Source organism: Methylococcus capsulatus str. Texas = ATCC 19069 (assembly GCF_000424685.1).
Lineage (GTDB): Bacteria > Pseudomonadota > Gammaproteobacteria > Methylococcales > Methylococcaceae > Methylococcus > Methylococcus capsulatus.
Genome location: NZ_AUKJ01000007.1, coordinates 11859 through 33488 on the forward strand (window position 1 = coordinate 11859; position 21630 = coordinate 33488).

Consider the following 21630-nt stretch of genomic DNA (forward strand, 5'->3'; position numbering starts at 1 on the left):
AGACCTTGGCGCGAACGGTCCTCATCGTCGGCTGCGGCGACATCGGCCGCCGCGTGGCCCGGTTGGAATCGGCCGAGGGGCGCGGAGTTTACGGCTTGGCCCGCTCGCCGGAAACGGCGGCGCGGCTGGTGCGACAGGGTATCGCCGCCGTCCACGGCGATCTGGACAAGCCCGATTCCCTGGCTGGTCTGAGCGGAGGTTGGACCACGCTATATTATTTCGCCCCCCCGCCTGCCGCCGGCGACGGCGATCCGCGGCTGGCGGTCTTCTTCGAGGCCTTGCCGGTGAGACGCCTGCCCGGCAAGGTGGTTTACGTGAGCACCAGCGGCGTCTACGGCGACTGCGGGGGAGACTGGGTGGACGAGGGGCGACCTCCCCGCCCGCAAAACGCTCGCTCTCGCCGTCGCCTGGCGGCAGAGGAAACCCTCATGGCCTGGAGCCGCCGATACGGAGTCACGGTGGTGATCCTGCGGGTGCCCGGTATCTACGGCCCGGGGCGGTTGCCGTTGGAGCGCTTGCGCGCAGGGGTGCCGGTGGTGCGGCAGGAGGAGAGTCCCTATTCCAACCGCATTCATGCCGACGATCTGGCCGAAGTCTGTGTCGCCGCGGGCAGGCGGACTGCGGCCGAGGGCGTATACAACGTCAGCGACGGTCATCCCACCACCCTGACCGATTATTTCCATGCCGTCGCCGACCGCTTCGGCCTGCCGCGGCCGCCCGCGATTTCCTTGGCGGAAGCCAGGCGGGTGCTGAGCCCGGAGATGCTGTCGTTCATGGAGGAGTCCAAGCGCCTCGACAACGGCCGGATGTTGCGCGAACTTCGTCCGCGGCTGCACTATCCCGACCTGGAACGGGGCCTTGCAGCCCGCTCAGGGGGCCATCCCCAAGGTTTCCAGGTAGCGCCGTGCGCTGATGGTCTGCGTGTATTCGGCCACCGCCCGACGTAGGCATTCCGCCGGCAGCGGGTGATCGAGCGCATGCGCCATGGCCGCGGCCAGCGCTTCGACATCGCCGACCGGAACCAGCGGGCCGTATTCGCCGCCGTTCAGCAGTTCCGCCGGCCCGCTGGGGCAGTCGGTCGAGACCACCGGCCTGCCCAGCGCCATCGCTTCGGTCAGGGCGTTCGGCGAGCCTTCCCACAGCGAGGACAGTACGAACAGGCTGCAGCGCGCGATCAGACCGTGTGGGTTCGCCAGGAAGCCGGTGAAGCATACGTCCTCGCTCACGCCGAGTCCATCGGCCAGCCGCTCCAGTTTTTCCCGGTCTCCGCCCTCGCCGACGATGACGAGCCGGCAGATGCGGTCCCGGCGGAGCCGGGCGAAGGCGGCGATGAGATCGGGGAACCCCTTCTGCCGGGTCAGCCGGCCCATGCCGACGATGAGAGGGATTGCCGGATCGTTCGGCCATGGATGGTCGCAGGGCAGGGCGGCCTGCCGTTCCAGTGCCGGAGTGATGACGGGATTGCGGATCACCCGGACCCGCTCGGAGGGCAGGGCGGTTATCGAGAGAATGTCGTCTTTCACGCCCTGGGAGACGGCGACGATCGCGTCCAGGTGCGGATAGAATAGCCGCATGCCGGTGAACCAGGCCAGTTCCCTCAACCGGCCCTTGCCTTTGAGTGCGGCCGATACCGTCGTGCCCAGCCGTCCCACCAGCCGGGCCTTCGATCCGGCCAAGCGACGGGCCAGCAGGGCGACCCGGATGGCGCGATCCTTGGCGGCGAGGACGGCGTCCGGTTTTTCCTCGCGGAGGTAGCGGGCCAGACCCGGCAGGGCCGTGAAAGTGTGGCGGACGTTCAGCTTGACGATGCGCACGCCGGCCGGGATCGCATCCAGGTGCTCTCCCTGGGCGCGCGCCAGCACCAGATCCACGGCGACGCCGGCGTCGAGAAACCCGGCGGCCAGATTGGCGATCATCTTCTCCACGCCGCCCTGGCCGGAGAACGAGGCGAAGATGGCCAAGCGTGGCGAGTAGGTCCGGGGTGCGGTCACGGCTTCAGCGCTGCAGGATTTCCAGGGGATCGGTCAGCGCCTCCGGCCGCTCGCCATTCCCGGAAATGAACAGCCGGTGCCAGATTGCAAACTGGATGATGGCCCAGAGCATGGCGCTGCCCTGGCGCTCGTCACGGCAGCGGGCGATCAGCGCCCGGATGCCGGCGGGTTTGAACCAGGGGGTGAGTGCCGGGTGTTCCGGCAGGATCCGGTTCAGCCGTTCGAGAAAAGGCTCGTCCAGCCATTCGCCCAAGGGGACGTGGAAGCCGCGCTTCCTGGCATAGAGCTGCTCCGCCGGCACCAGCCGCTCGCCCCAGCGCTTGAGGAACAGCTTGCCCTGGCGTCCCTCGATCTTAAGGCGGTCGGGCAGGCTCAGGCCGAATTCGACGACGCGGTGGTCCAAGAACGGCACCCGCCCTTCCACTCCCCAGGCCATCAGCATGCGGTCGGCCTTGACCAGCAGGTTGTCGGGCAGTGCGTGGCAGAGGTCGACGTACTGCATCCGCTGCAGATCGCTCCATTCCCGCGGCGTCTCCCGCCAGGATTCCTGCACCGGTCGCCGGGCCGATTGCGCGGCAGCCAGCAGGGCGGGGCCGAACAGCGTCTTCGGCCAGCGTCCGCGGAAGCTGCCGCGGGTGCGGAAACCGCCCGAGCCGGGCGCGAGCAGGCTCTTGAACAGACGTTCGAGCGGCGATGTCCGGTAGCGTCCGTAGCCGGCGAACACTTCGTCCCCGCCCTCGCCGGAGAACACCACCTTCAGTTCTTCGCCGGCTGCCCGGGCCAGCAGGGACGTCGGCAGGCTGGCATTGTCGCGCATCAGATCGTCCGCCGCCCATACGGTCAGCGGCAGGCTGTGGAGGATGTCTTGCGGACCGGGCCGGATCTCGCGGTGGCGGCTGCGGAAACGCCGGGCCAGGCCTTCGGCCAGCGGCAGTTCGTCGGTCAGCGAGGTGCCGGGAAAACCGACCGAGAAGGTGCGGATGGGCTCGCCGGAATACCGGGTCAGCAGGGCAAGCAGCAGGGAGGAGTCGACGCCGCCGGAGAGAAACAGCCCGAAAGGCACGTCCGAGCGCATGTGTTCGACCATCACTCGCTCCATCAGCGCATCGAAGCGCGCTGCCGCTTCGTCGAAATCCAGCTCTTCCGTGCGCACGGCGAGCGGTGACCAGTAGCGGAAGCGGCGGGTCGTTTTTCCGGCTTCGACGACCACGGCTTCGCCCGGCAGTACCCGCTCCACGCCTCGCAGGACCGTCGTGGCGCCGGTGGAAAACTGGTTTTGGAAATACTGGGCCAGCCCTTGCGGATCGATTTCCCGGGGCTGGTCGAGCAGGGGCAGCAGGGCCTTGATTTCGGAAGCGAAGGCGATGCCGTCCGGACGCCGAGCCAGAAACAGCGGTTTTATCCCTAAGCGATCACGGGCCAGGATCAGGCGTCCTTCGAGGGCATCGTACAGTGCGAAGGCGAACATGCCCTGGATACGCTCCAAAAAGCCCTCCCCGAAGGCGAGGTAGGCATGGAGGATGACCTCCGAATCCGACTGGGTCTGGAAACGGAATCCCGCCGCCGTCAGCTCGGAGCGCAGTTCGATGAAATTGTAGATTTCGCCATTGGCTATCAGCGCCAGCCTCCGGTCTTCGGAAAACAGGGGCTGGTGGCCGCCCGCCAGGTCGATGATGGAGAGGCGGGTATGCCCCATGCCGAAGCGGCCGTCGAGGAAGATGCCCCGGTCGTCGGGGCCCCGATGGGTCAGCTTGGCCACGGCCTGGTCGAGCCGGAGCTCGTCAGCAGGGAGATTGCAGTTGAACAGGCCGGCAATGCCGCACATGGTGCCCGGTTCTCGAAGAGTCGGTATGGGAGAGAGTGTCGCCGCCCCGTTGGCCCGGTGGGAGTGGGATTTGCGGCCGATCGTGCCTTCAGTCGGAATTGCCGAACGGCAGTCCCAGCCATTCCGGACCGGTGTCGGATTTCACGCCCATGGCTTTTTCCAGGGCGCCCAGCCGGTTCTTCACGACGTTGGATTCATGGGTCTTGCGCAGCATGTCGAGCACATAGGCCAGACGGGTGCCATCGTTGCAGTCGATCCGGCCGGCGCGCATGTCGCGGTAGACCGCGGCCATTTCCTTGCGAATCGCCTCGAGCGAGGCATCCACCGCCGGTTCCCGGCCGAGCCGGTCATACAGGGCCTCGACGTCCTCGAAGTCGCTCTGGCCGGTCTTTTTCCTTTCCTCGTTCGCCCGCCTCTCCTTCCACCAGTCGGCCATGCTCTTTCTGCTCATGAAATCCCCCTCATTGGTTGTTGGCAAGCCCGTGTCGCCATTAAGTTACAACGGCCGTGAGCCGAAGGATAGGGAGGACCCGGGCCCTCGATCCGCCGGGGAATCCGGAAAGGGACGGACCGCGGAAGGCAGGCCCGGGGGGCGCCTTCCGCGGTGCGACGAGCATGCGTGGAAGGCCGTTATTTCCTGGCCGCACGCTCCTGGGCTTCCTTGATGACTTCGTCCGCGACGTTCTTCGGGCAAGGCATGTAGTGCGAGAACTCCATGGAGAATTGGCCGCGGCCGGAAGTCATGGTGCGCAGATCGCCGATGTAGCCGAACATTTCGGACAGCGGAACCTCGGCCTTGATGCGCACGCCGGTCACGCCGGCTTCCTGCGACTTGATCATGCCGCGGCGGCGGTTCAGGTCGCCGATCACGTCACCGACGTGGGCATCCGGGGTGAACACGTCCACCTTCATGATGGGTTCCAGCAGCTGCGGCGCCGCCTTCGGCACGGATTGGCGGAACGCCGCCTGGGCCGCGATTTCGAAGGCGATCGCCGAAGAGTCCACGGCGTGGAAGCCGCCATCGGTCAGGTTGACCTTGAAATCGACGCATGGGTAGCCCGCCAAGACACCCTTGCCGAGCATGCTCCTGAAGCCTTTTTCGACCGCCGGCCAGAATTCACGCGGCACGTTGCCACCGGTCACGGTCGATTCGAACACGAACCCCGACCCCGGCTCGCCGGGTTCGATGACGTAGTTGATCTTGGCGTACTGGCCGGAACCGCCGGTCTGCTTCTTGTGGACGTACTCGTCCTCGACGCGCCTGGTGATGGTTTCCCGGTAGGCCACCTGCGGCTTGCCGACGTTCACTTCCACCCCGTGGGTACGCTTCAGGATGTCCACTTTGATGTCGAGGTGGAGCTCGCCCATCCCTTTGAGGATGGTTTCGCCGGATTCCTGGTCGGTCTCGACGTGGAAAGACGGGTCCTCCTGCACCATCTTGCCGAGGGCGATGCCCATTTTCTCGTTGGCAGCCTTGTCCTTGGGCGTAACCGCGATGGAGATGACGGGGTCGGGGAATACCATCGGCTCCAGGGTGGCCGGCTTGTCCGGGTCACACAGGGTGTGGCCGGTCTGGACGTTCTTCATGCCCAGCACCGCCACGATGTCGCCGGCCTGGGCCGAGTCCAGCTCGTTGCGCTGATTGGCGTGCATTTCGACGATGCGGCCGATGCGCTCGGTCTTGCCGGTCGCGGTGTTGAGGACGGTGGTGCCTTTTTCCAGCCGGCCCGAGTAAAGGCGCAGGAAGGTCAGGGCGCCGTAACGGTCGTCCATGATCTTGAAGGCCAGGGCGCGCAGCGGACGATCCGGGTCGACGATGGCGAACTCGCCGGTCTCATGGCCTTCCAGGTCCACTTCGGGCTGAGGCTTGACTTCGGTCGGGTCGGGCAGATAGTCCACCACGGCGTCCAGCACCAGCTGCACGCCCTTGTTCTTGAACGAGGAGCCGCAGTAGGTCGGGAAGAAGTCCAGCTTGATGGTGCCTTTGCGGATCAGGCGCTTGAGGGTGTCGACGTCCGGCTCTTCGCCCTCGAGGTACTTTTCCATGACCTCGTCGTCCTGCTCGACGGCTTTTTCCACCAGCTCGGCGCGCCATTTTTCGACTTCGTCGGCCATCTCCGCGGGAACGTCCTTGACCTCGTATTTCATCGGGTCGCCGGAGTCATCCCAGATCCAGGCCTTGCGGGTCAGCAGCTCGACCACACCGATGAAACTCTCTTCGCGGCCGATCGGCAGGGTCATGACCAGCGGGTAGGCCCCCAGGACGTCCCTGATCTGCTTGACCACGCGATAGAAGTCGGCGCCGACCCGGTCCAGCTTGTTGACGTAGATGATCCGTGCGACTTCGGAGTCGTTGGCATAGCGCCAGTTGGTCTCCGATTGCGGTTCCACGCCGCCGGAACCGCAGAATACGCCGATGCCGCCGTCGAGAACCTTGAGCGAGCGGTAGACCTCGATGGTGAAGTCGACGTGTCCCGGGGTGTCGATGATGTTGAAGCGGTGATCCTTCCAGAAACAGGTGGTGGCCGCGGACTGAATGGTGATACCACGTTCCTGCTCCTGCTCCATGAAGTCGGTCGTCGCGGCACCGTCGTGCACTTCGCCGATCTTGTGGATCTTGCCGGTGAGCTTCAAAATCCGCTCGGTGGTGGTGGTCTTGCCCGCGTCGACGTGAGCGAAGATGCCTATGTTTCGGTAACGCGATAAATCAGTCATGTCGATACTTCTGGGGGTTGGAAAAAAATTCGCCAATTATAGACCGCCGGTGCGGCATTTGTCTCCCCTTTTCGGGCTCCGCAGCCGTCCGCCCCGGCCGGCGTCGAGAGTACCACGGCCTGGTTGACGGCTTTTGACGGCCGGGCGGCGTCCGTTCATGGAACGAACACGAAAAACAGGTAGGCGACGAACAGCATCAGGTGGACCATCCCCTGCAGCACGTTGGCAAACCCGCTGATGAAAGTCATCATCGAGACCAGCAGGGTGGCGTACAGCAGGGTTTCCTCGGCGCCGTTGAGGCCGAGGGTCAGGGAATGCCGCTGCAGGCTGGCGGCGAGCAGGATGGTCGGCACGGTCAGGCCGATGGTGGCGAGCGCGGATCCCAGGCAGATGTTGACCGCCCGTTGCATCAGATTCAGCGCCGCCGCCCGCTGCGCACCGACGCCTTCCGGGAGTAGCACCAGGGCGGCGACCACCAGGCCGCCGAGCGCGGCAGGCGTGTGGGACTCTTCGATCGCGAAATCGATGACCGAACCGAGGTGTTCCGCGAGGAGAACGACGGGCAGGAGTGCCGCCAGCAGGCCCGACGAGGTCCGGAGGATGGCGCTGCGGCGGCTGCGAAGCGTGGGGGCGGTGCCGTCGTTTTCGGGCTCTTCGTCGAGGACGGCGCTCATGTTGGCGAAATAGGACCGGTGCCGGCCGGTCTGGATGATCAGGAACACCCCGTACACGAGCAGACACAGTATCCCCAGGAACGCTTCCTGGACGGGGGCCAGGGTCGGTCCGCCGGTGCTGCTGGTATAGTTCGGCAGCACCAGGAGCAGCAGCGAGAGCGGGGCGATGAGGTGCAGGAACGACAGGGCACCGCGGAGGTTGAACGACTGTTCGACGTTGATCCAGCCGCCGCTGACCAGGGAGACGCCGACCATGCCGTTGAGTACGACCATCAGGGTGGCGAAGATGGTGTCACGCAGCATCGAGGGATTTTGACCGCCGCCGGCCATGACCATCAGCATCAGGCTGACCTCGATGGCGGTGGCCGACAGGGTCAGGACCAGCGTGCCATAGGGCTCTTCCAGCAGTTCGGCCAGTTCGTCGGCCTGCCGGACTACCGAGAAGACGCAGCCCAGCATGGTGCAGAATGTCAGTGCGGAGCCTGCGGCCAGCACCGCGAGGCTGTCACCCCGCCCGAACTTGTGGCCGCTGAGCAGCAGGATGATCCAGATGAGCCAGCCCAGAACGACGGAAACGTGGTCGCGGAGGATTTTCCGGGACTTTGAGGGGGAGAACATGGTTGTGACGCACTTTCGTTTTGTTCTTCTGTCTTAAGGATACCATTCGCGGGCGCGGCTTCCGGTGCTGCGGCCGGGTGTCGGGGGCGGAGGAAACGAGGATCGGACGGTATGGTGATGTTTCGGAAATTCAGAGGTCTCCCGCGGTTGCCGACGTGGGTGCTGTTCGTCCTGCCGGTGCTCGCCGCTGCCGCGGCGGATCGGCCGGTGACGGAGGTGCTGGGAATCGCCGACCTTGGCGGTCTCGATCAGGGCGAAATCGTTTCCTACGACGTCCGCGAGCCGACCGACAAGACCCTTGCCGCCGGCTTGGCCATGTACGTCGAGGCGCCGCCCGAGCGGCTGATCGCCGCGGTCCGCAATGGAGCGCTGCTGATGGGGGATTCCGACGTGATCGCCGCGGGCATTTTTCTTCCGGCCGGCGGTCCGGAGGCGCTGAACGGCTTCGAATTCGGCCCTTCCGATGCCGATGAGGCCGAAGCCTTGAGCGAAGTCGAGCCCGGCTCGGAATTCAATTTCTCGGCGGCCGAAATCCAGGGATTCAGAGCGCTGGCCCGGACCTTGGCGCATGTCTCCGAAACGGAGAAGCTGGGCCTCCTGTCGCGCCGATATCGGGAGGTTTTGTGGCAACGGCTGGATGGCTACCGCAGATACGGCGCGGACGCCATCGAGCCTTACGCCCGTTCCGGGGGCGCCACCGTGGACGTGGCCGCGGAGTTGAGGACATTCACCGAGCAAAGCGCGGTGCTGCGCCACTACGCGCCTGAATTGCAGGCGGCTTTGCTGCGGTTTCCGGCGCCTTCGGAGGCGGCCAGCACTCTGCAATGGGTCGAGCGTAAGGTGGAGGGGCGCCCCACCGTGATCCTGGTTCATCAGATGGTCCAGCCCAAGGCCGGTGGCGCCCTCGTTGCGGTGCGCGATTTCTATGTCGGCCATTCTTTCAATTCCAGTCAGATGGTGCTCGGCATTCTGCCGTATCGGCAAGGGAGCCTGGTGTTTTACAGCCACTGCACTTCGACGGATCAGGTCGCCGGCGTCGGCGCCGGCCTCAAGCACGCGATAGGGCGGGAGCGCTTGAGGGCGGTCATGTTCGGGCGAATGGAGCGGCTCAAGGCGTCGGTGCGTTGATGCCGGCATTTTTCGGGTAGCAACGGGATTTGATGGCCATGGTCCTGCCATACGGACAGCCGGATCTGATCTACTTCTTCGACGGCCTGTCGTTCATTCTGCTCGCTGCCGTCTGCGGGGCGATCCACGACCGAAGCCGCCAGCGCCTACCCTGGCTGTGGCTGGGGATGTTCGGTATCGCTCATGGCGCCGACGAATGGCTGGACCTGTTCGCCGCCTCGCTGGGGGATCATCCGGTCTTCGCCTGGGCGCGGTTGGCGGTTTTGACGATTTCCTTCCTCTGCCTGTTCCATTTCGGCGTCCAGGGGCTGGTCAGCCAGGGTGACCGGCTGCCCGTGCGGCGGGTTTATCTGGTCCAGGCGCTCGTGTTCGTAGGGGTGGGGCTGCTGTCCCCGAGTGCAGGCGGCGGCTCGAGCGGCGTGTTGTATGACGCCCTGGGGCTCCCCGGCGCGCTGGCGGCGGTCGGGGCGTTCGTTCGGGCGGCGCGGACCGCGCGAGGACGGTACGACGTCGCCCTCGTCGCGGCGGCCCTGGCGATGGCCGTCTTCGCCGTGAGCCTGGGGGTCGCCGGGTCGGGCACGTCCCGTTTTCCTCCGGCCACCCTGACCGCGCCGCTGCTGCGCGCTCTCTGTGCGTTGGCCATGGGGGCGGGAATCTGGCTTCATTACCGGCGCTCGGGCGAGCTTCCGGTCCCCGCGGAGGAACTCAGTTCCGGTCTGGGATTCGGTGTCAGGCTGGTCCTGGTCGCGTCGGTCGTGCTGGGGGCTGCATTCGTATTGACCGAGCTTTTCGGGCATGCGGCCGACCGGAGCGTCCGCCGCGAGTTGTCGATCCAGGCCGAAACCGTGGCGGCGTCGATCAACCCGGAGTGGATTCGTCAGGTCCGTACGGGGGCCACGGAGGTTCGGGAACGGGAGGAGCATTGGCTCATCAGCCAGCTCCTGCGCATCGATGCCGCGGACCCCAAACTCAAGGGCCTTTACCTCCTGATTCCGGCGGAAGGGGGGGCGATGCGCGCCATCGGCTCCAGCGCGGGCGACATCGAGCCACCTCGGAATGGCGTCGAAGGGCGGGGGTGGCCGAACACGGAGCATGCGGAAGCCGTGGCCGGCGTGTTTACCAGCGGCCGGTCACGGGTGCTCGGTCTGGCCCATGGGGATGGCAAGGACACGGTTTCCGCTTTCGCGCCGGTGCGGGACACGGAGACCGGGGAGATTTTCGCCGCTCTGGGCCTGGAGATCGACGCGGCGGTGAGGCGGGACCGGGTCGCGGCTTACCGCGTGGTCGCCATCGCCATCGCCCTGCTGATCGCCATGGGCACGCTCGGCTTCGAGGTGAGCCGTCAGCGCCTGTGGCTGTCTTCACGGATCGCCAAGGCCGAGCGGCGCCGGCTGGCGGAGGCTCAGCGTCTCGCCCGCGTGGGGAGCTGGGTCTATGACCCGGCGACGGACCGCATGACTTGGTCAGAGGAAACCTACCGGATTTTCGGGCTTCCCTTCGACGGTGAGGTTCCCCATCGGTATCAGGAGTTCGCCGCCCTGTTTGCCCCGGAAGACCGTGAGCTCATCGAGGCCGCGCTGCGGGGCGGACGCGACGATCTGCTCGGGGTGGAACGGCCGCTGTGTGTGAGGCGGGCGGATGGCGCGGTGCGGCAGGTGAACTTCAAGGTCGAACTCCAGGGACGGCGGGGAGATTCGGGGCCGGTGCTGCAGGGTACCCTGCAGGACGTCACCGAACGCTGGGAAGCCGAACGGGCGCTGCGGCAATCCGAGGAGAGGCTGCGCCTGCACGTCGAACACCTGCCGCTGGCGGTGATCGAGTGGGACCTGGATTTCATCGTCAGCCGCTGGAATCCGGCGGCGGAAAGAATCTTCGGCTATGGTGCGGACCGGATGATCGGCCGTTCCGCCGGCATACTGTTTCCGGAGGACGTACTGGAGCAGGCGGAAGCGATCTGGCGGGAGGTATCGGGAGGGTCCGGAAACCGTGTCGTCACCGCCAATGTGACGGCGGACGGCCGCACGATACGTTGCGAATGGTACAACACCCCGCTGACGACGCCGGACGGCACGGTGATCGGCGTGGCCTCGCTGGTGGACGACATCACCCGGCGCGAGGCGGTCGAGGCCGAGCTGCGGCTGGCGGCGACGACCTTCGAGACCGACGAAGCCATTCTGATCGCCGGTGCCGACGGCAGGATTCTGAGGGTCAACGCGGCGTTCAGCCGGATCACGGGCTACCGGCAGGAGGACGTGGTCGGCCGGAATCCCCGGCTGTTCAAGTCGGGCCTGCATGGCGCGGAGTTCTACCGGGAGGTCTGGCGCAGCCTCGAACAGACGGGGCGCTGGCAGGGCGAGATCTGGAACCGGCGGAAGAACGGCGAGGTCTATCCCGAGCGCAAGACCATCACCGCGGTTCGGTCGGCCAACGGGGACATCACGCACTACGTCGCGATCTCCTCGGACATTTCCGAACTCAAGCGCACGGAAGAAAAGATCCGCCAGCTCGCCTATTACGATTCCCTGACCGGCCTGCCGAACCGGAGTCTGATCTTCGAGCGGCTCACGCAGCAGATGAAAGCGGCGCGGCGCGAGGGAACCTACGGCGCGCTGCTGTTCATGGACCTGGATTATTTCAAGACCCTGAACGACTCCCTGGGCCACCACATGGGCGACCGCCTGCTGGTCCAGGTGGCCGAGCGCCTGAAAAACTGCCTGGAGGACGAGGAAGCGGCGGCCCGCCTCGGGGGGGACGAATTCGTCGTCCTGCTCGCGCCGGCCAAGCCCAGCGCCTCGGTTGCGGCGGGCCAGGCGATCGTCCATGCGCGGCGGGTGCGCGAGCTGCTCTCGGCGCCGTTTCAGCTCGACGATTACGTGCACTACATCTCCGTGAGCATCGGCATCGCGCTGTTTCCCGACGGCGCGAACACCGCCGAGGATGTGCTCAAACAGGCGGACACGGCCATGTACGTGGCCAAGAACGAGGGGCGCGACGGCGTCCGTTTCTACGAGAGCGCGATGGAGGCCGTCGTCCGCGGCCGGCTGGAGCTGGAAAAGGCCTTGCGGAAGGCGCTGGCCAACGACGAGTTCGAGGTCTACTACCAGCCGCAGATGCTCGGTGACGGGCGGGTGGTGGGTGCCGAAGCCCTGATCCGCTGGTTCCATCCCGAACGCGGTGCGATCTCCCCCGATCAGTTCATACCGGTCTGCGAGCAGAACGGCATGATACTGCGGGTGGGGGCTATCGTGCTGAGGCGGGCCTGCGCCTGTCTGGCCGAGATCCGGGCGCGGGGCCTGGCCCTGCCGAAGCTTTCCGTGAACGTCAGTCCGCGCCAGTTCATGCGCAGCGACCTGATGACCCAGTTGGAGCAGTTCTGCCTGGAGAACGGCGTTTCGCCGACGGACCTTTGCCTCGAACTGACGGAAGGTGTGCTGCTGAACCATACCGAGCTCGCCGTCGCGCAGATCGGGCGCCTGAAGAACCTCGGCGTGAGTTTTTCCATCGACGATTTCGGAACGGGCTATTCCTCCCTGGCCTATCTGAAACATCTGCCGCTGGACGACCTCAAGATCGCCTCGGCGTTCGTCCGCGATCTGGAGCAGGACAGCAGTGACGCGGCCATCGTCGAGACCATCGTCAGCATGGCGCGCCATCTGGGACTCGACGTCATTGCCGAAGGCGTGGAAACCCGGACCCAGGTCGAGATCCTGGAGCGTTACGGCTGCCACCGGTTCCAGGGCAACTACTTCGCCCGGCCGCTGCCCAAGGACGACTTCATCCGCTTCGTCGCCGAACGTCAGCGCCCCGCCTGAGTCCCTTCCCGGCGGGGGGCGGCAGCTCCCGCCATTCCCCCGGCGCCAGGTCTTCCAGCGTCCAGGCGCCGATGGCCCAGCGGATCAGGCGCAGCGTCGGGAAGCCCACCGCCGCCGTCATGCGCCGCACCTGCCGGTTGCGGCCCTCGCGGATGACCAGTTCCAGCCAGGTGGTGGGAATGGTGGCGCGGAAACGGACCGGCGGATCGCGCGGCCACAGCCAGGCCGGTTCGGGGATGATGTTCGCCTCGGCCGGAAGGGTGAGGCCGTCGTTCAGCCGCACCCCCCGTCGCAGCCGGTTCAGCGCCGCTTCGTCGGGCAGCCCTTCGACCTGGACCCGATAGGTCTTCGCCATCTTGTGGCGGGGATCGGCGATCCCGGCCTGCAGGCGGCCGTCGTCGGTGAGGACGATGAGCCCCTCGGAATCGCGGTCCAGGCGGCCGGCGGGACGGACCCCGGGGATGGGAATGAAGTCGGCCAGCGTCGCCCGGCCGTGTTCACGGTCGGTGAACTGGGTCAGAACGCCGTAAGGCTTGTTGAAGACAATGATGCGGGACATGACCAGATGATACGGAAAACCAGGCCGCCCCGGGCGGGCGGCGCCCCCGGGAAACGCGGAGCCGGGCCCGCGGTACGGGCGACGCGGCCGGCCCACTCCGGCGCGGCGGAAGAAAAGCTCGGCAAGATCGCCGGACTGTCCGCCGTGGCCGCGGTGTTCCGGCGTGAGCCCGAACGGGTGGTGCGGCTCTACTACGACGACTCGATGAAAACGGCGGCCGGCCCCTTCTGCGCCGTGCTGGCGCGGCTGCGCCGGCCGTACCGCCTGCTGCCGCCGGAGGAAATGGCGCGGGTCGCTGGCACCGTCCTGCACGGCGGCATCGTCGCCGCGGTCAGGCCGCGCGAGGTGCCGGACCTCACCCTCGAGACCGCGCAGCACTGGGCGAAAGCAGGCGCCGCCACGGTCCTGCTCGATGGCGTGGGCAATCCCCACAACCTCGGCGCCATCGCCCGGACCTTGGCCTTCTTCGGCCTGGGTCATCTGGTCCTGTCGGACCATCCGGCCCAAGCCGGCCTGTCCGACGCGGCCTACCGGGTGGCCGAAGGCGGGCTGGAGTTCCTGGACGTCCGCCGCCTCACCAGCGCGGCGCAAGCGCTGCGAAGCTTGCGCCCCCATTTCCATGTCGTCGGTACCGCCCTGCATGCCAGAGGCATTCCCCCGGAAGCCGTGCCGCGGGACCGCCGTCCCATTCTGCTGGTGCTGGGCAACGAGGAAAACGGCTTGCCGCCGCCGACCCTCGCCGCCTGCGAAACCGTCGTCACCATTCCGGGCGGCGGGCAGATCCAGTCTCTGAACGTCTCGGCCACCGCGGCGATCCTGACGTATTCGCTGCTCCTCCGGCAAGCGGAACGCTAGGGGCACGGGTTGCCGAGATTCCGTTACCCTATGTCGAGATCGAGGTTTCAGGAACCGCTTCGCTTCCATCGGCCGGATGACAAGGACCCGCTCCATGACAGAAATCGACCCCACTCTGCGCGAACTGATTCTTCGCCACGTCCCCGCGAACGGCGCCAGCATCGGCGACAAGGCCCTGCTGGAGCGGCTGGCGCAATCGCTGGACGGCGAGGTATCCGAGGAGGACTTCCGCCGGGTGCGCGATGCCCTGATCGCGGAAGGCTTGTTGGCGAGCGGACGCGGCCGGGGCGGCTCGGTCATGCGTGCCGTGCCGGCGGATCACGAGGGCGACGAGCCGTTGCTGAACGTTCAAGTGCAGGTCGCGCCGCCGAAGGCCGCGCCCCGCGGCGCGCCGCAAGCCGGCCCGGTTCCGCGCGCCAGACCCGGCGACGCGATCCAGGTTCTCAGTTACCGCCATGGCGACAAGCGCAGGAACAACCCCCACGTCGGCATGGTGGACGCCGCCAGCGACGGCGTGGAGGAGGAGACCCGCTGGGCCTATGACCCGCACATCGACCCCGCGCTCCAGTTCGACAGCGCCCGCGCCCGGGTGGAAAACCTCATCGACGACGCCCTCGCCTCCGGCGACCCGGACCACATGCGCCAAGCCTTGCAGCAGCTCAAGCGCATGCAGGCGCCCTATCTCAACTGGACCGGCAAGGCCGAGCGCACCAGTTTCGAGGTGGACACCGTGTCCCTGCACGTGCACGAACGCATCGACCCGGCGACCATAATTGCCGCCGTGCAAAAGCAGCCAAAGAACGCCTCCCGCGGCGGCAGGGCGCCCTCATCCCAAACCCTTCTCCCGCCTGCGGGAGAAGGGCTTCACACCCCCTCTCCCGCGGCGACAGGGATCATGTCCCACCCCTCTCCCGCGGCGACAGGGACCATATCCCACCCCTCTCCCGCGGCGACAGGGACCATATCCCACCCCTCTCCCGCGGGCGGGAGAGGGGCAGGGGTGAGGGCCGCCTTCCAACCCGACCTCTTCTCCGCCCCCTTCGAAAACCTGCCGCTGCGCGAAGCCATCGCCTTCTACAAGCACGAGCGCGACTGGGCCAACCGCCTGATCGCCGGCGACTCCCTGCTGGTGATGAACTCGCTCATCCAGAAGGAGAGCATGGCCGGCCAGGTGCAGATGATCTACATCGACCCGCCCTACGGCATCAAATACGGCTCCAACTTCCAGCCCTTCGTCAACAAGCGCGACGTGAAGGACCGCAGGGACGAGGATCTGACCCAGGAACCGGAAATGATCAAGGCCTTCCGCGACACCTGGGAGCTGGGCATCCATTCCTATCTGACCTATCTGCGCGACCGGCTGCTGCTGGCGAGGGAATTGTTGAGCGAATCGGGCAGCGTGTTCGTGCAGATTTCGGATGAGAATCTGCACCATGTGCGGGAGGTGATGGATGAGATATTTGGATCAGAAAACTTCATCGCTCAAATTACATTCTCCAAAACCAGCGGTGCGACCAATCTGTTTCTTCCGGGGACTGCGGATTATCTTTTGTGGTATGGCAAAAGCAAGGAACAAACTAAATACCGTTCACTATACAAAGACAAGACAGCCGGTGCTGAAGGGGGGCTTGCTTATGGTAAGGTGGAATTTGAAGATGGTCGCCGTCGCGCAATGACTGCCAGCGAAAAAAACGACCCATCAATAGTTGGTATTTATGGAAAGGTTTATCGAATAGACAATCTGACCAGTCAAAGTGAAGGCAGACAAAAGGGCGAAGGCGCGGCCTGTTGGTTTCCTGTAAAATTTGCCGGCAAAGACTATCTCCCGAGTATAAAGGGGCGGTGGAAAACAAATGAATTTGGCATGACAAGGCTATTGTTAGCCAATCGGTTAGAGGCAACAGATGCAGGCGGATTGTATTACGTACGCTATCTTGATGATTTCCCCGCTTTTCCGATAACCAATAACTGGACGGATACAGGCCTAGCAGGGTTTGCTTCTGACAAGCGCTACGTAGTCGAAACAAGCGCAAAAGTCATCGAACGCTGCCTCCTGATGACCACCGACCCCGGCGACCTCGTGCTGGACCCCACCTGCGGTTCCGGCACCACCGCCTTCGTCGCCGAGAAATGGGGCCGGCGCTGGATCACCTGCGACACTTCCCGCGTCGCCGTCACCCTGGCCAAGCAGCGCCTGCTGACCGCCAGCTACGACTACTACGAGCTGAAATACCCCCACGAGGGCCTGAAGGGCGGCTTCATCTACAAGACCGTGCCCCATGTGACGCTGAAGTCCATCGCCAACAACCCGGAGATCGACGAAATCTACGAGCGCATGCACCCGGCCATCGAACGGGCGCTGGCGGAGCTGAATGCGGCGCTCCAGTCACCCTCACCCCCGGCCCCTCTCCCGCCCGCGGGAGAGGGGAAAACAGCGGAGGCCTCTCTCCCGTCCGCGGCAGAGAGGGGAACAGCGCCCCCGTCTGCGGGAGAGGGGGAGACAGCACTCCCGCCTACGGGAGAGTGGAGAACAACACCCCCGCCTGTGGGGGAGGGGAGAACGGCGAAGGCATCGCTCGCGCCTCGGGGAGAGGGGAGTGAGAGCTCTTCTCCCGCGGGTGGGCGAGCCGTAGCGAGCGCCGTAACCGAGACGGCAGGAAGGAAGGTCTGGAATGAGAGCACCTCGCTCCCCTCTCCCGCGGGCGGGAGAGGGGCCGGGGGTGAGGGCGCCGAATGGGACTACATCCCCCACCCGCCCGCCAGGCTGCCCGAAGACCTGAAGCGCCACGCCCGCGACCTGCGCAAGACCGCCACGGACGCGGAAAACCTCATGTGGCGGTTGCTGCGCAACCGCCGGCTGGCCAACGCCAAATTCCGGCGGCAACACCCCATCGGCGAGTACATCGCGGACTTTTTTTGCGACGAGCATGGGTTGGTCATCGAACTCGACGGTGGCCAGCACGCGGAGCAGAAAACGTACGACGAACGGCGCACCGCGTTTTTGCAAAGCCAAGGGCTGACGGTTCTGCGGTTCTGGAACCATCAGGTGTTGGGCGAGACGGAAGCGGTGTTGCAGGTGATTTGGGAGCATGTCGCCAGGAACGATACCCTCACCCCTAGCCCCTCTCCCGCCAGCGGGAGAGGGGAAAACGAAAACCCTTCTCCCGCGGGCAGCGGAGGGGAAAACGAAAGCCCCTCTCCCGCGGGCAGCGGAGGGGAAAACGAAAGCCCCTCTCCCGCGGGCAGCGGAGGGGAAAACGAAAGCCCCTCTCCCGCGGGCGGCGGAGGGGAAAACGAAAGCCCCTCTCCCGCGGGCAGCGGAGGGGAAAACGAAAGCCCCTCTCCCGCGGGCGGCGGAGGGGAAAACGAAAGCCCTTCTCCCGCGGGCGGGAGAAGGGTCTGGGATGAGGGTGTTTCCAATCCACCCGCCACAGGCGATTCCCTCGCCCCAACCCCTCTCCCGCCTACGGGAGAGGGGCTCAAGGAGTGGGAGGTTCCTTTCGACTTTCCCCCCGGTTGGCCGGCATCCGCCCGCGCGCCTTTCGACGCTTTCCACGCCGCGCGCCAGGCCATGCAGCGGCAGATGGACGCGTCCATCGCCGCTCACGCCGACCAGGAAACCCTCTACGACCAGCCGCTGGTGTCCAAAACCAAGCTGCGGATCACCGGCCCCTTCACCGTGGAGGCGGTGCCCTTTCCCACGGTGCTGGCACTGGAGCCCTCACCCCAACCCCTCTTCCAGGGGGAGAGGGACGTCGGATTTGTGGCCGACACGGCGGTGGCCCGCTCCGGCGAAACCTCCCGGCAGGCCCGCTGGCGCGACGAGCTGCTGAAAACCGGCATCCGCGGCAAGGGCGGGCAAATCCTCAAGCTGGCCGATCTGGAACCGCTGCCGGGGGCGCGCTACATCCATGCGGTGGGCACGGTGGCGGAGGAATCCTTTCCCTCGCCCCAACCCCTCTCCCGCTTGCGGGAGAGGGGCTTTGATCGCGTCGCCGTGAGCTTCGGCCCGGAACACGCAGCGCTGGAGCAGCGCCAGGTGGAAATCGCCATGCGCGAGGCGGGCGAACTGTTCCCCCTGCCCAAGATGCTGGTGTTCTGCGCCTTCACCTTCGATCCGGAAGCGGCCAAGGACATCGACAACATCAAGGGCATCACTGCCCTCAAGGTGCAGATGAACACCGACCTGCTCACGGAGGATTTGAAGAAGGCCCGCGCCAGCAACGAATCCTTCTGGCTGATGGGCCAGCCGGACGTTGAATTGCGCCGCGTCCCTCCCCCCTCTCCCGTAAGCGGGAGAGGGGCCGGGGGTGAGGGTGTCTGGTATCAGGTCGAAGTCCACGGCTTCGACTACTTCGACACGGTCACCGGTGAGCTGAAATCCGGCGGCAAGAACCAGATCGCCCTATGGCTGTTGGACACCGACTATGACAACCGCTCCCTGTTTCCCAGGCAGGTGTTCTTCCCCATGGCCGGCGCCAAGGATGGCTGGTACAAGCTGAAAAAGGACATCCGCGCCGAACTGGACGAAGACCTGCTGGAGCAGTTCCATGGCACGGTGTCGCTGCCGTTCGAGGCGGGCGAGAACCGTTGCATAGCGGTCAAGATCGTGGATGACCGGGGGATCGAGTCATTGAAAGTCATGGCCCTGGATTGATGCCCAAGTCACTCATCATCAATTCCCCCTACGCCCGACCCACCCGGCACTGGGAGCAAGACGCCCACGGCCGCGTGCTCCAGATCGTCGAAGGCCGCCGCAAGGCCGGGTACGAGATGTTCGACACGCGCACCCACACCCGCCGGGTGGAGGAGCTGGAGCTGGTCAACCGCATCCGCGAGCGCGTGGACGAGTGGCGGGATGCGGGCTTTCCCGGCATCACCAGCGTCACCCGTCGCTTGCTGGAGCATTGGCATGACCGCGAGGCGCGGCCATTGCCGTTCTATTTCTGCCAACTGGAAGCCATCGAAACGCTGATCTGGTGGGTGGAGGGGCCGCAGGAATTCAAGCAGGGCATCCACTTGCCCGGCGACGGCGGGCCGTGGGAGCGCGTCTGCAACAAGATGGCGACGGGTACCGGCAAGACCACGCTGATGGGGTTGATCATCACCTGGCAGGTGTCGAATGCGCTCACCTACCCCAAGCGGAAGGAGTTTTCGGCGGCGATCTTCGTGGTGGCCCCGGGCCTGACGGTGAAGGAGCGCCTGCAGGTGCTCCATCCGGGGCACGGGAAGAACGTGTACGACGAATTCCGCCTGTGCCCCAACGAGGCCATGCGCCAGAAGATCAACCAGGCCGCGCTGCGGGTGGAGAACTGGCACACGCTGATGCCGCTCAAGGAGCCGGACCGCTCGGTGGTGAAAAAGGGCGCGGAGAGCGACGAAGCCTTCACCCGGCGGGTGCTAGGCAAACTGGCCGGTTACAGGGACATCGTGGTCATCAACGACGAAGCCCACCATGCCTATCGGCAGCGCGCCGAGCTCAAGGTGAGCAAGAAGGAGGCGGAGGAGCTGGGCATCGATCTGGACGAGGCCACCCGCTGGATCGAGGGGCTGGACCGCATCCACAGGACCCGGCGCATCCGCCGCTGCTTCGACCTTTCCGCCACGCCCTTCGCGCCCACCGGCAAGAAATCCACGGAAAAAGGCCTGTTCGGCTGGATCGTTTCCGACTTCGGCCTGAACGACGCCATCGAAGCCGGGCTGGTGAAGACGCCGCGCGTGGTGGTGCGCGACGACGCGCTGGCCAATGCCCAGAGCTATAAGTCCAAGCTCTATCACCTTTATGACGAAGCCGAGGTGAAGGAAGACCTGAACCGCAAGGCCGGGCCGCACGAGCCGCTGCCGGACCTGGTGCAGAAGGCCTATGCCCTGCTGGCCCACGACTGGCGGGAAACGGCCCGGCGATGGCGGGAGGCCGGGCATGACACGCCGCCGGTGCTGCTGACGGTATGCAATCGCACCGAGACCGCCGCGCGCATCGAACGCTTTTTCAACGGGGGCGACTGTCCGATCGGCGAAACCCGGGCGCCGGACCGGACCTTGCGGGTGGATTCCAAAGTGCTGGAGAAAGCCGAACGGGGCGAATCCGTCACCCGCGACAAGGACTATGCCGAGCGGCTGGAGGCGATCATTCGGGCGGCGGGCCTGCCGGACGACGAACGCGACGATTTGCTCAACGCCAAACAGGAAGAGCAGTTGCGCGCCCTCGTCGATACCGTCGGTAAACGCGGCAAGCCCGGGCAGCGGCTGCAGAATGTCATTTCCGTGGCGATGCTTTCCGAGGGCTGGGATGCCGCCAACGTCACCCACATCATGGGGCTCCGTGCCTTCACCAGCCAGTTGCTGTGCGAGCAGGTGATCGGCCGGGGTCTGCGGCGCGTCGCCTACGAGCGGGACGAGGACGGGCTGTTCCTGCCGGAATATGTGAACGTGTTCGGCGTGCCGCTTTCCATCTTCCAGGACGTGGGCGAAGGCGGCGAACCGCCGCCACCGCCCAAGCCCAGCATACAGGTGGAAGTGGTGCCCGGCCGTCAGCCGCTGGAAATCCGCTGGCCCAACGTGCTGCGGGTGGATACGGTGCTGCGGCCCACACTGGTCATGGACTGGGAGGCCGTGACACCCCTCACGCTGGACCCGATGCAGACGCCCATCCACGCGGAAATCGCCCCGGCGCTGGCGGGGCAGGCCGATCTTTCCAAGGTGAGCGAGATCGATTTGGAAAAGGCCGCGGCGGAGTTCCGCCTGCAGAATCTCGTCTTCCGGGCCGCCCGAAAGCTCTATCTGCAAAGCGCGGACGTCTTCGCGGCGGACAAGCAATACCTGGCCGTGCAGTTGATCCGGCTGGTCGAGCAATTCCTGGCCGGCGACAGGCTGCGTATTCCCAGTCTGTGGCATCGAGACCCCTTGCGGCGCCGCCTGTTGCTGGCCATGAACATGGACACCGTCGTCGGCCACGTGAGCCGGTTCGTGCAGGTACAGAACACGGAAAAATTGGCGGCCTGCTTCGACCAGGAAAATCCGATCGGCTCCACCGCCTTCATGCGTACCTGGTACACCACCAGGCCTTGCGCTCCCACCAGGAAATCGCAGATCAGCCACGTGGCGTATGACAGCGTGTGGGAAAAAGCCGTGGCGGATTTGTGCGAGACGGAGCCGGTCGTGCTGGCCTGGGCCAAGAACGACCACCTGGATTTCAAGGTGCGCTATCTCTACCGCGGCTCTTCACGCAATTTCGTGCCGGACTACCTGATACGCCTGAGCAACGGCAAGACGCTGGTGCTGGAAGTGAAAGGCCGGGACAGCGAACGGAACCGCGCCAAACGGGCCGCGATGGAGATCTGGGTGAAAGCGGTGAACGAACAGGGCGGTTTCGGCCGGTGGTGCTTCTCCGTCGTATTCGAGCCGGCGCGGATGCGGGACACGCTCCTCTTGCATGCGGGATGAGGGCGGCGCG

Annotated in this window: 12 protein-coding genes; 6 read left to right on the top strand and 6 right to left on the bottom strand. The window is 65.6% G+C overall.

Going from position 1 to position 21630, the window contains the following annotated elements:
* Nucleotides 1–5: 5 nt before the first annotated feature.
* On the top strand, nt 6–947 hold the full coding sequence (locus H156_RS0101550; RefSeq protein ID WP_017364238.1) for an SDR family oxidoreductase: 942 nt from the start codon (nt 6–8) through the stop codon (nt 945–947).
* Here the strand turns inward: H156_RS0101550 and H156_RS0101555 are convergent.
* The 5 genes from H156_RS0101555 to H156_RS0101575 form a co-directional block, all read right to left on the bottom strand.
* On the bottom strand, nt 870–1991 hold the full coding sequence (locus H156_RS0101555; protein ID WP_017364239.1) for a glycosyltransferase: 1122 nt from the start codon (nt 1989–1991) through the stop codon (nt 870–872). The genes H156_RS0101550 and H156_RS0101555 overlap by 78 nt on opposite strands.
* Nucleotides 1992–1995: 4 nt before the next feature.
* The gene (gene asnB / locus H156_RS0101560) at nt 1996–3816 is read right to left on the bottom strand and encodes an asparagine synthase (glutamine-hydrolyzing) (RefSeq protein WP_010959890.1); all 1821 of its coding nucleotides are present in this window, start codon (nt 3814–3816) and stop codon (nt 1996–1998) included.
* Nucleotides 3817–3904: 88 nt separating this feature from the next.
* Nucleotides 3905–4267, bottom strand: a complete 363-nt coding sequence (locus H156_RS15640; RefSeq protein ID WP_143708446.1) for a hypothetical protein — start codon at nt 4265–4267, stop codon at nt 3905–3907.
* 179 nt (nt 4268–4446) lie between these two features.
* Nucleotides 4447–6531: an elongation factor G gene (fusA, locus tag H156_RS0101570; protein WP_010959892.1), complete on the bottom strand. Its 2085-nt coding sequence runs from the start codon at nt 6529–6531 to the stop codon at nt 4447–4449.
* 155 nt (nt 6532–6686) lie between these two features.
* Nucleotides 6687–7823 carry a calcium:cation antiporter gene (locus tag H156_RS0101575; protein ID WP_017364241.1) on the bottom strand — a complete coding sequence of 379 codons (1137 nt, stop codon included), beginning with the start codon at nt 7821–7823 and terminating at the stop codon, nt 6687–6689.
* A 117-nt stretch (nt 7824–7940) separates the two neighbouring features.
* Between H156_RS0101575 and H156_RS0101580 the strand changes: the two genes are divergently transcribed.
* Both H156_RS0101580 and H156_RS0101585 read left to right on the top strand, forming a co-directional pair.
* A complete protein-coding gene (locus H156_RS0101580) occupies nt 7941–8951 on the top strand; it encodes a hypothetical protein (RefSeq protein WP_238536784.1) in 1011 nt (336 codons plus the stop codon).
* A 38-nt stretch (nt 8952–8989) separates the two neighbouring features.
* A complete protein-coding gene (locus H156_RS0101585) occupies nt 8990–12763 on the top strand; it encodes a sensor domain-containing protein (protein WP_238536785.1) in 3774 nt (1257 codons plus the stop codon).
* Here H156_RS0101585 and H156_RS0101590 read toward each other — a convergent pair.
* Nucleotides 12726–13322: an rRNA large subunit pseudouridine synthase E gene (locus H156_RS0101590; RefSeq protein ID WP_017364244.1), complete on the bottom strand. Its 597-nt coding sequence runs from the start codon at nt 13320–13322 to the stop codon at nt 12726–12728. The two genes, H156_RS0101585 and H156_RS0101590, sit on opposite strands and share 38 nt — an antisense overlap.
* A 6-nt stretch (nt 13323–13328) precedes the next feature.
* Between H156_RS0101590 and H156_RS0101595 the strand changes: the two genes are divergently transcribed.
* From H156_RS0101595 to H156_RS0101605, 3 genes are all read left to right on the top strand, one after another.
* Nucleotides 13329–14177 carry a TrmH family RNA methyltransferase gene (locus H156_RS0101595; protein ID WP_017364245.1) on the top strand — a complete coding sequence of 283 codons (849 nt, stop codon included), beginning with the start codon at nt 13329–13331 and terminating at the stop codon, nt 14175–14177.
* 94 nt (nt 14178–14271) lie between these two features.
* On the top strand, nt 14272–18834 hold the full coding sequence (locus H156_RS17290; protein ID WP_211221985.1) for a DUF559 domain-containing protein: 4563 nt from the start codon (nt 14272–14274) through the stop codon (nt 18832–18834).
* A complete protein-coding gene (locus H156_RS0101605) occupies nt 18834–21620 on the top strand; it encodes a BPTD_3080 family restriction endonuclease (protein ID WP_017364532.1) in 2787 nt (928 codons plus the stop codon). Before H156_RS17290 ends, H156_RS0101605 begins: the two co-directional genes overlap by 1 nt.
* Nucleotides 21621–21630: the final 10 nt, after the last annotated feature.

Coding starts and splice junctions, on each gene's coding strand:
- H156_RS0101605 (WP_017364532.1), top strand. CDS start 18,834: ATGCCCAAGTCACTCATCATCAATTCCCCCTACGCCCGACCCACCCGG.
- H156_RS0101580 (WP_238536784.1), top strand. CDS start 7,941: ATGTTTCGGAAATTCAGAGGTCTCCCGCGGTTGCCGACGTGGGTGCTG.
- H156_RS0101575 (WP_017364241.1), bottom strand. CDS start 7,823: ATGTTCTCCCCCTCAAAGTCCCGGAAAATCCTCCGCGACCACGTTTCC.
- H156_RS0101585 (WP_238536785.1), top strand. CDS start 8,990: ATGGTCCTGCCATACGGACAGCCGGATCTGATCTACTTCTTCGACGGC.
- H156_RS0101595 (WP_017364245.1), top strand. CDS start 13,329: ATGATACGGAAAACCAGGCCGCCCCGGGCGGGCGGCGCCCCCGGGAAA.
- asnB (WP_010959890.1), bottom strand. CDS start 3,816: ATGTGCGGCATTGCCGGCCTGTTCAACTGCAATCTCCCTGCTGACGAG.
- H156_RS17290 (WP_211221985.1), top strand. CDS start 14,272: ATGACAGAAATCGACCCCACTCTGCGCGAACTGATTCTTCGCCACGTC.
- fusA (WP_010959892.1), bottom strand. CDS start 6,531: ATGACTGATTTATCGCGTTACCGAAACATAGGCATCTTCGCTCACGTC.
- H156_RS0101590 (WP_017364244.1), bottom strand. CDS start 13,322: ATGTCCCGCATCATTGTCTTCAACAAGCCTTACGGCGTTCTGACCCAG.
- H156_RS15640 (WP_143708446.1), bottom strand. CDS start 4,267: ATGAGCAGAAAGAGCATGGCCGACTGGTGGAAGGAGAGGCGGGCGAAC.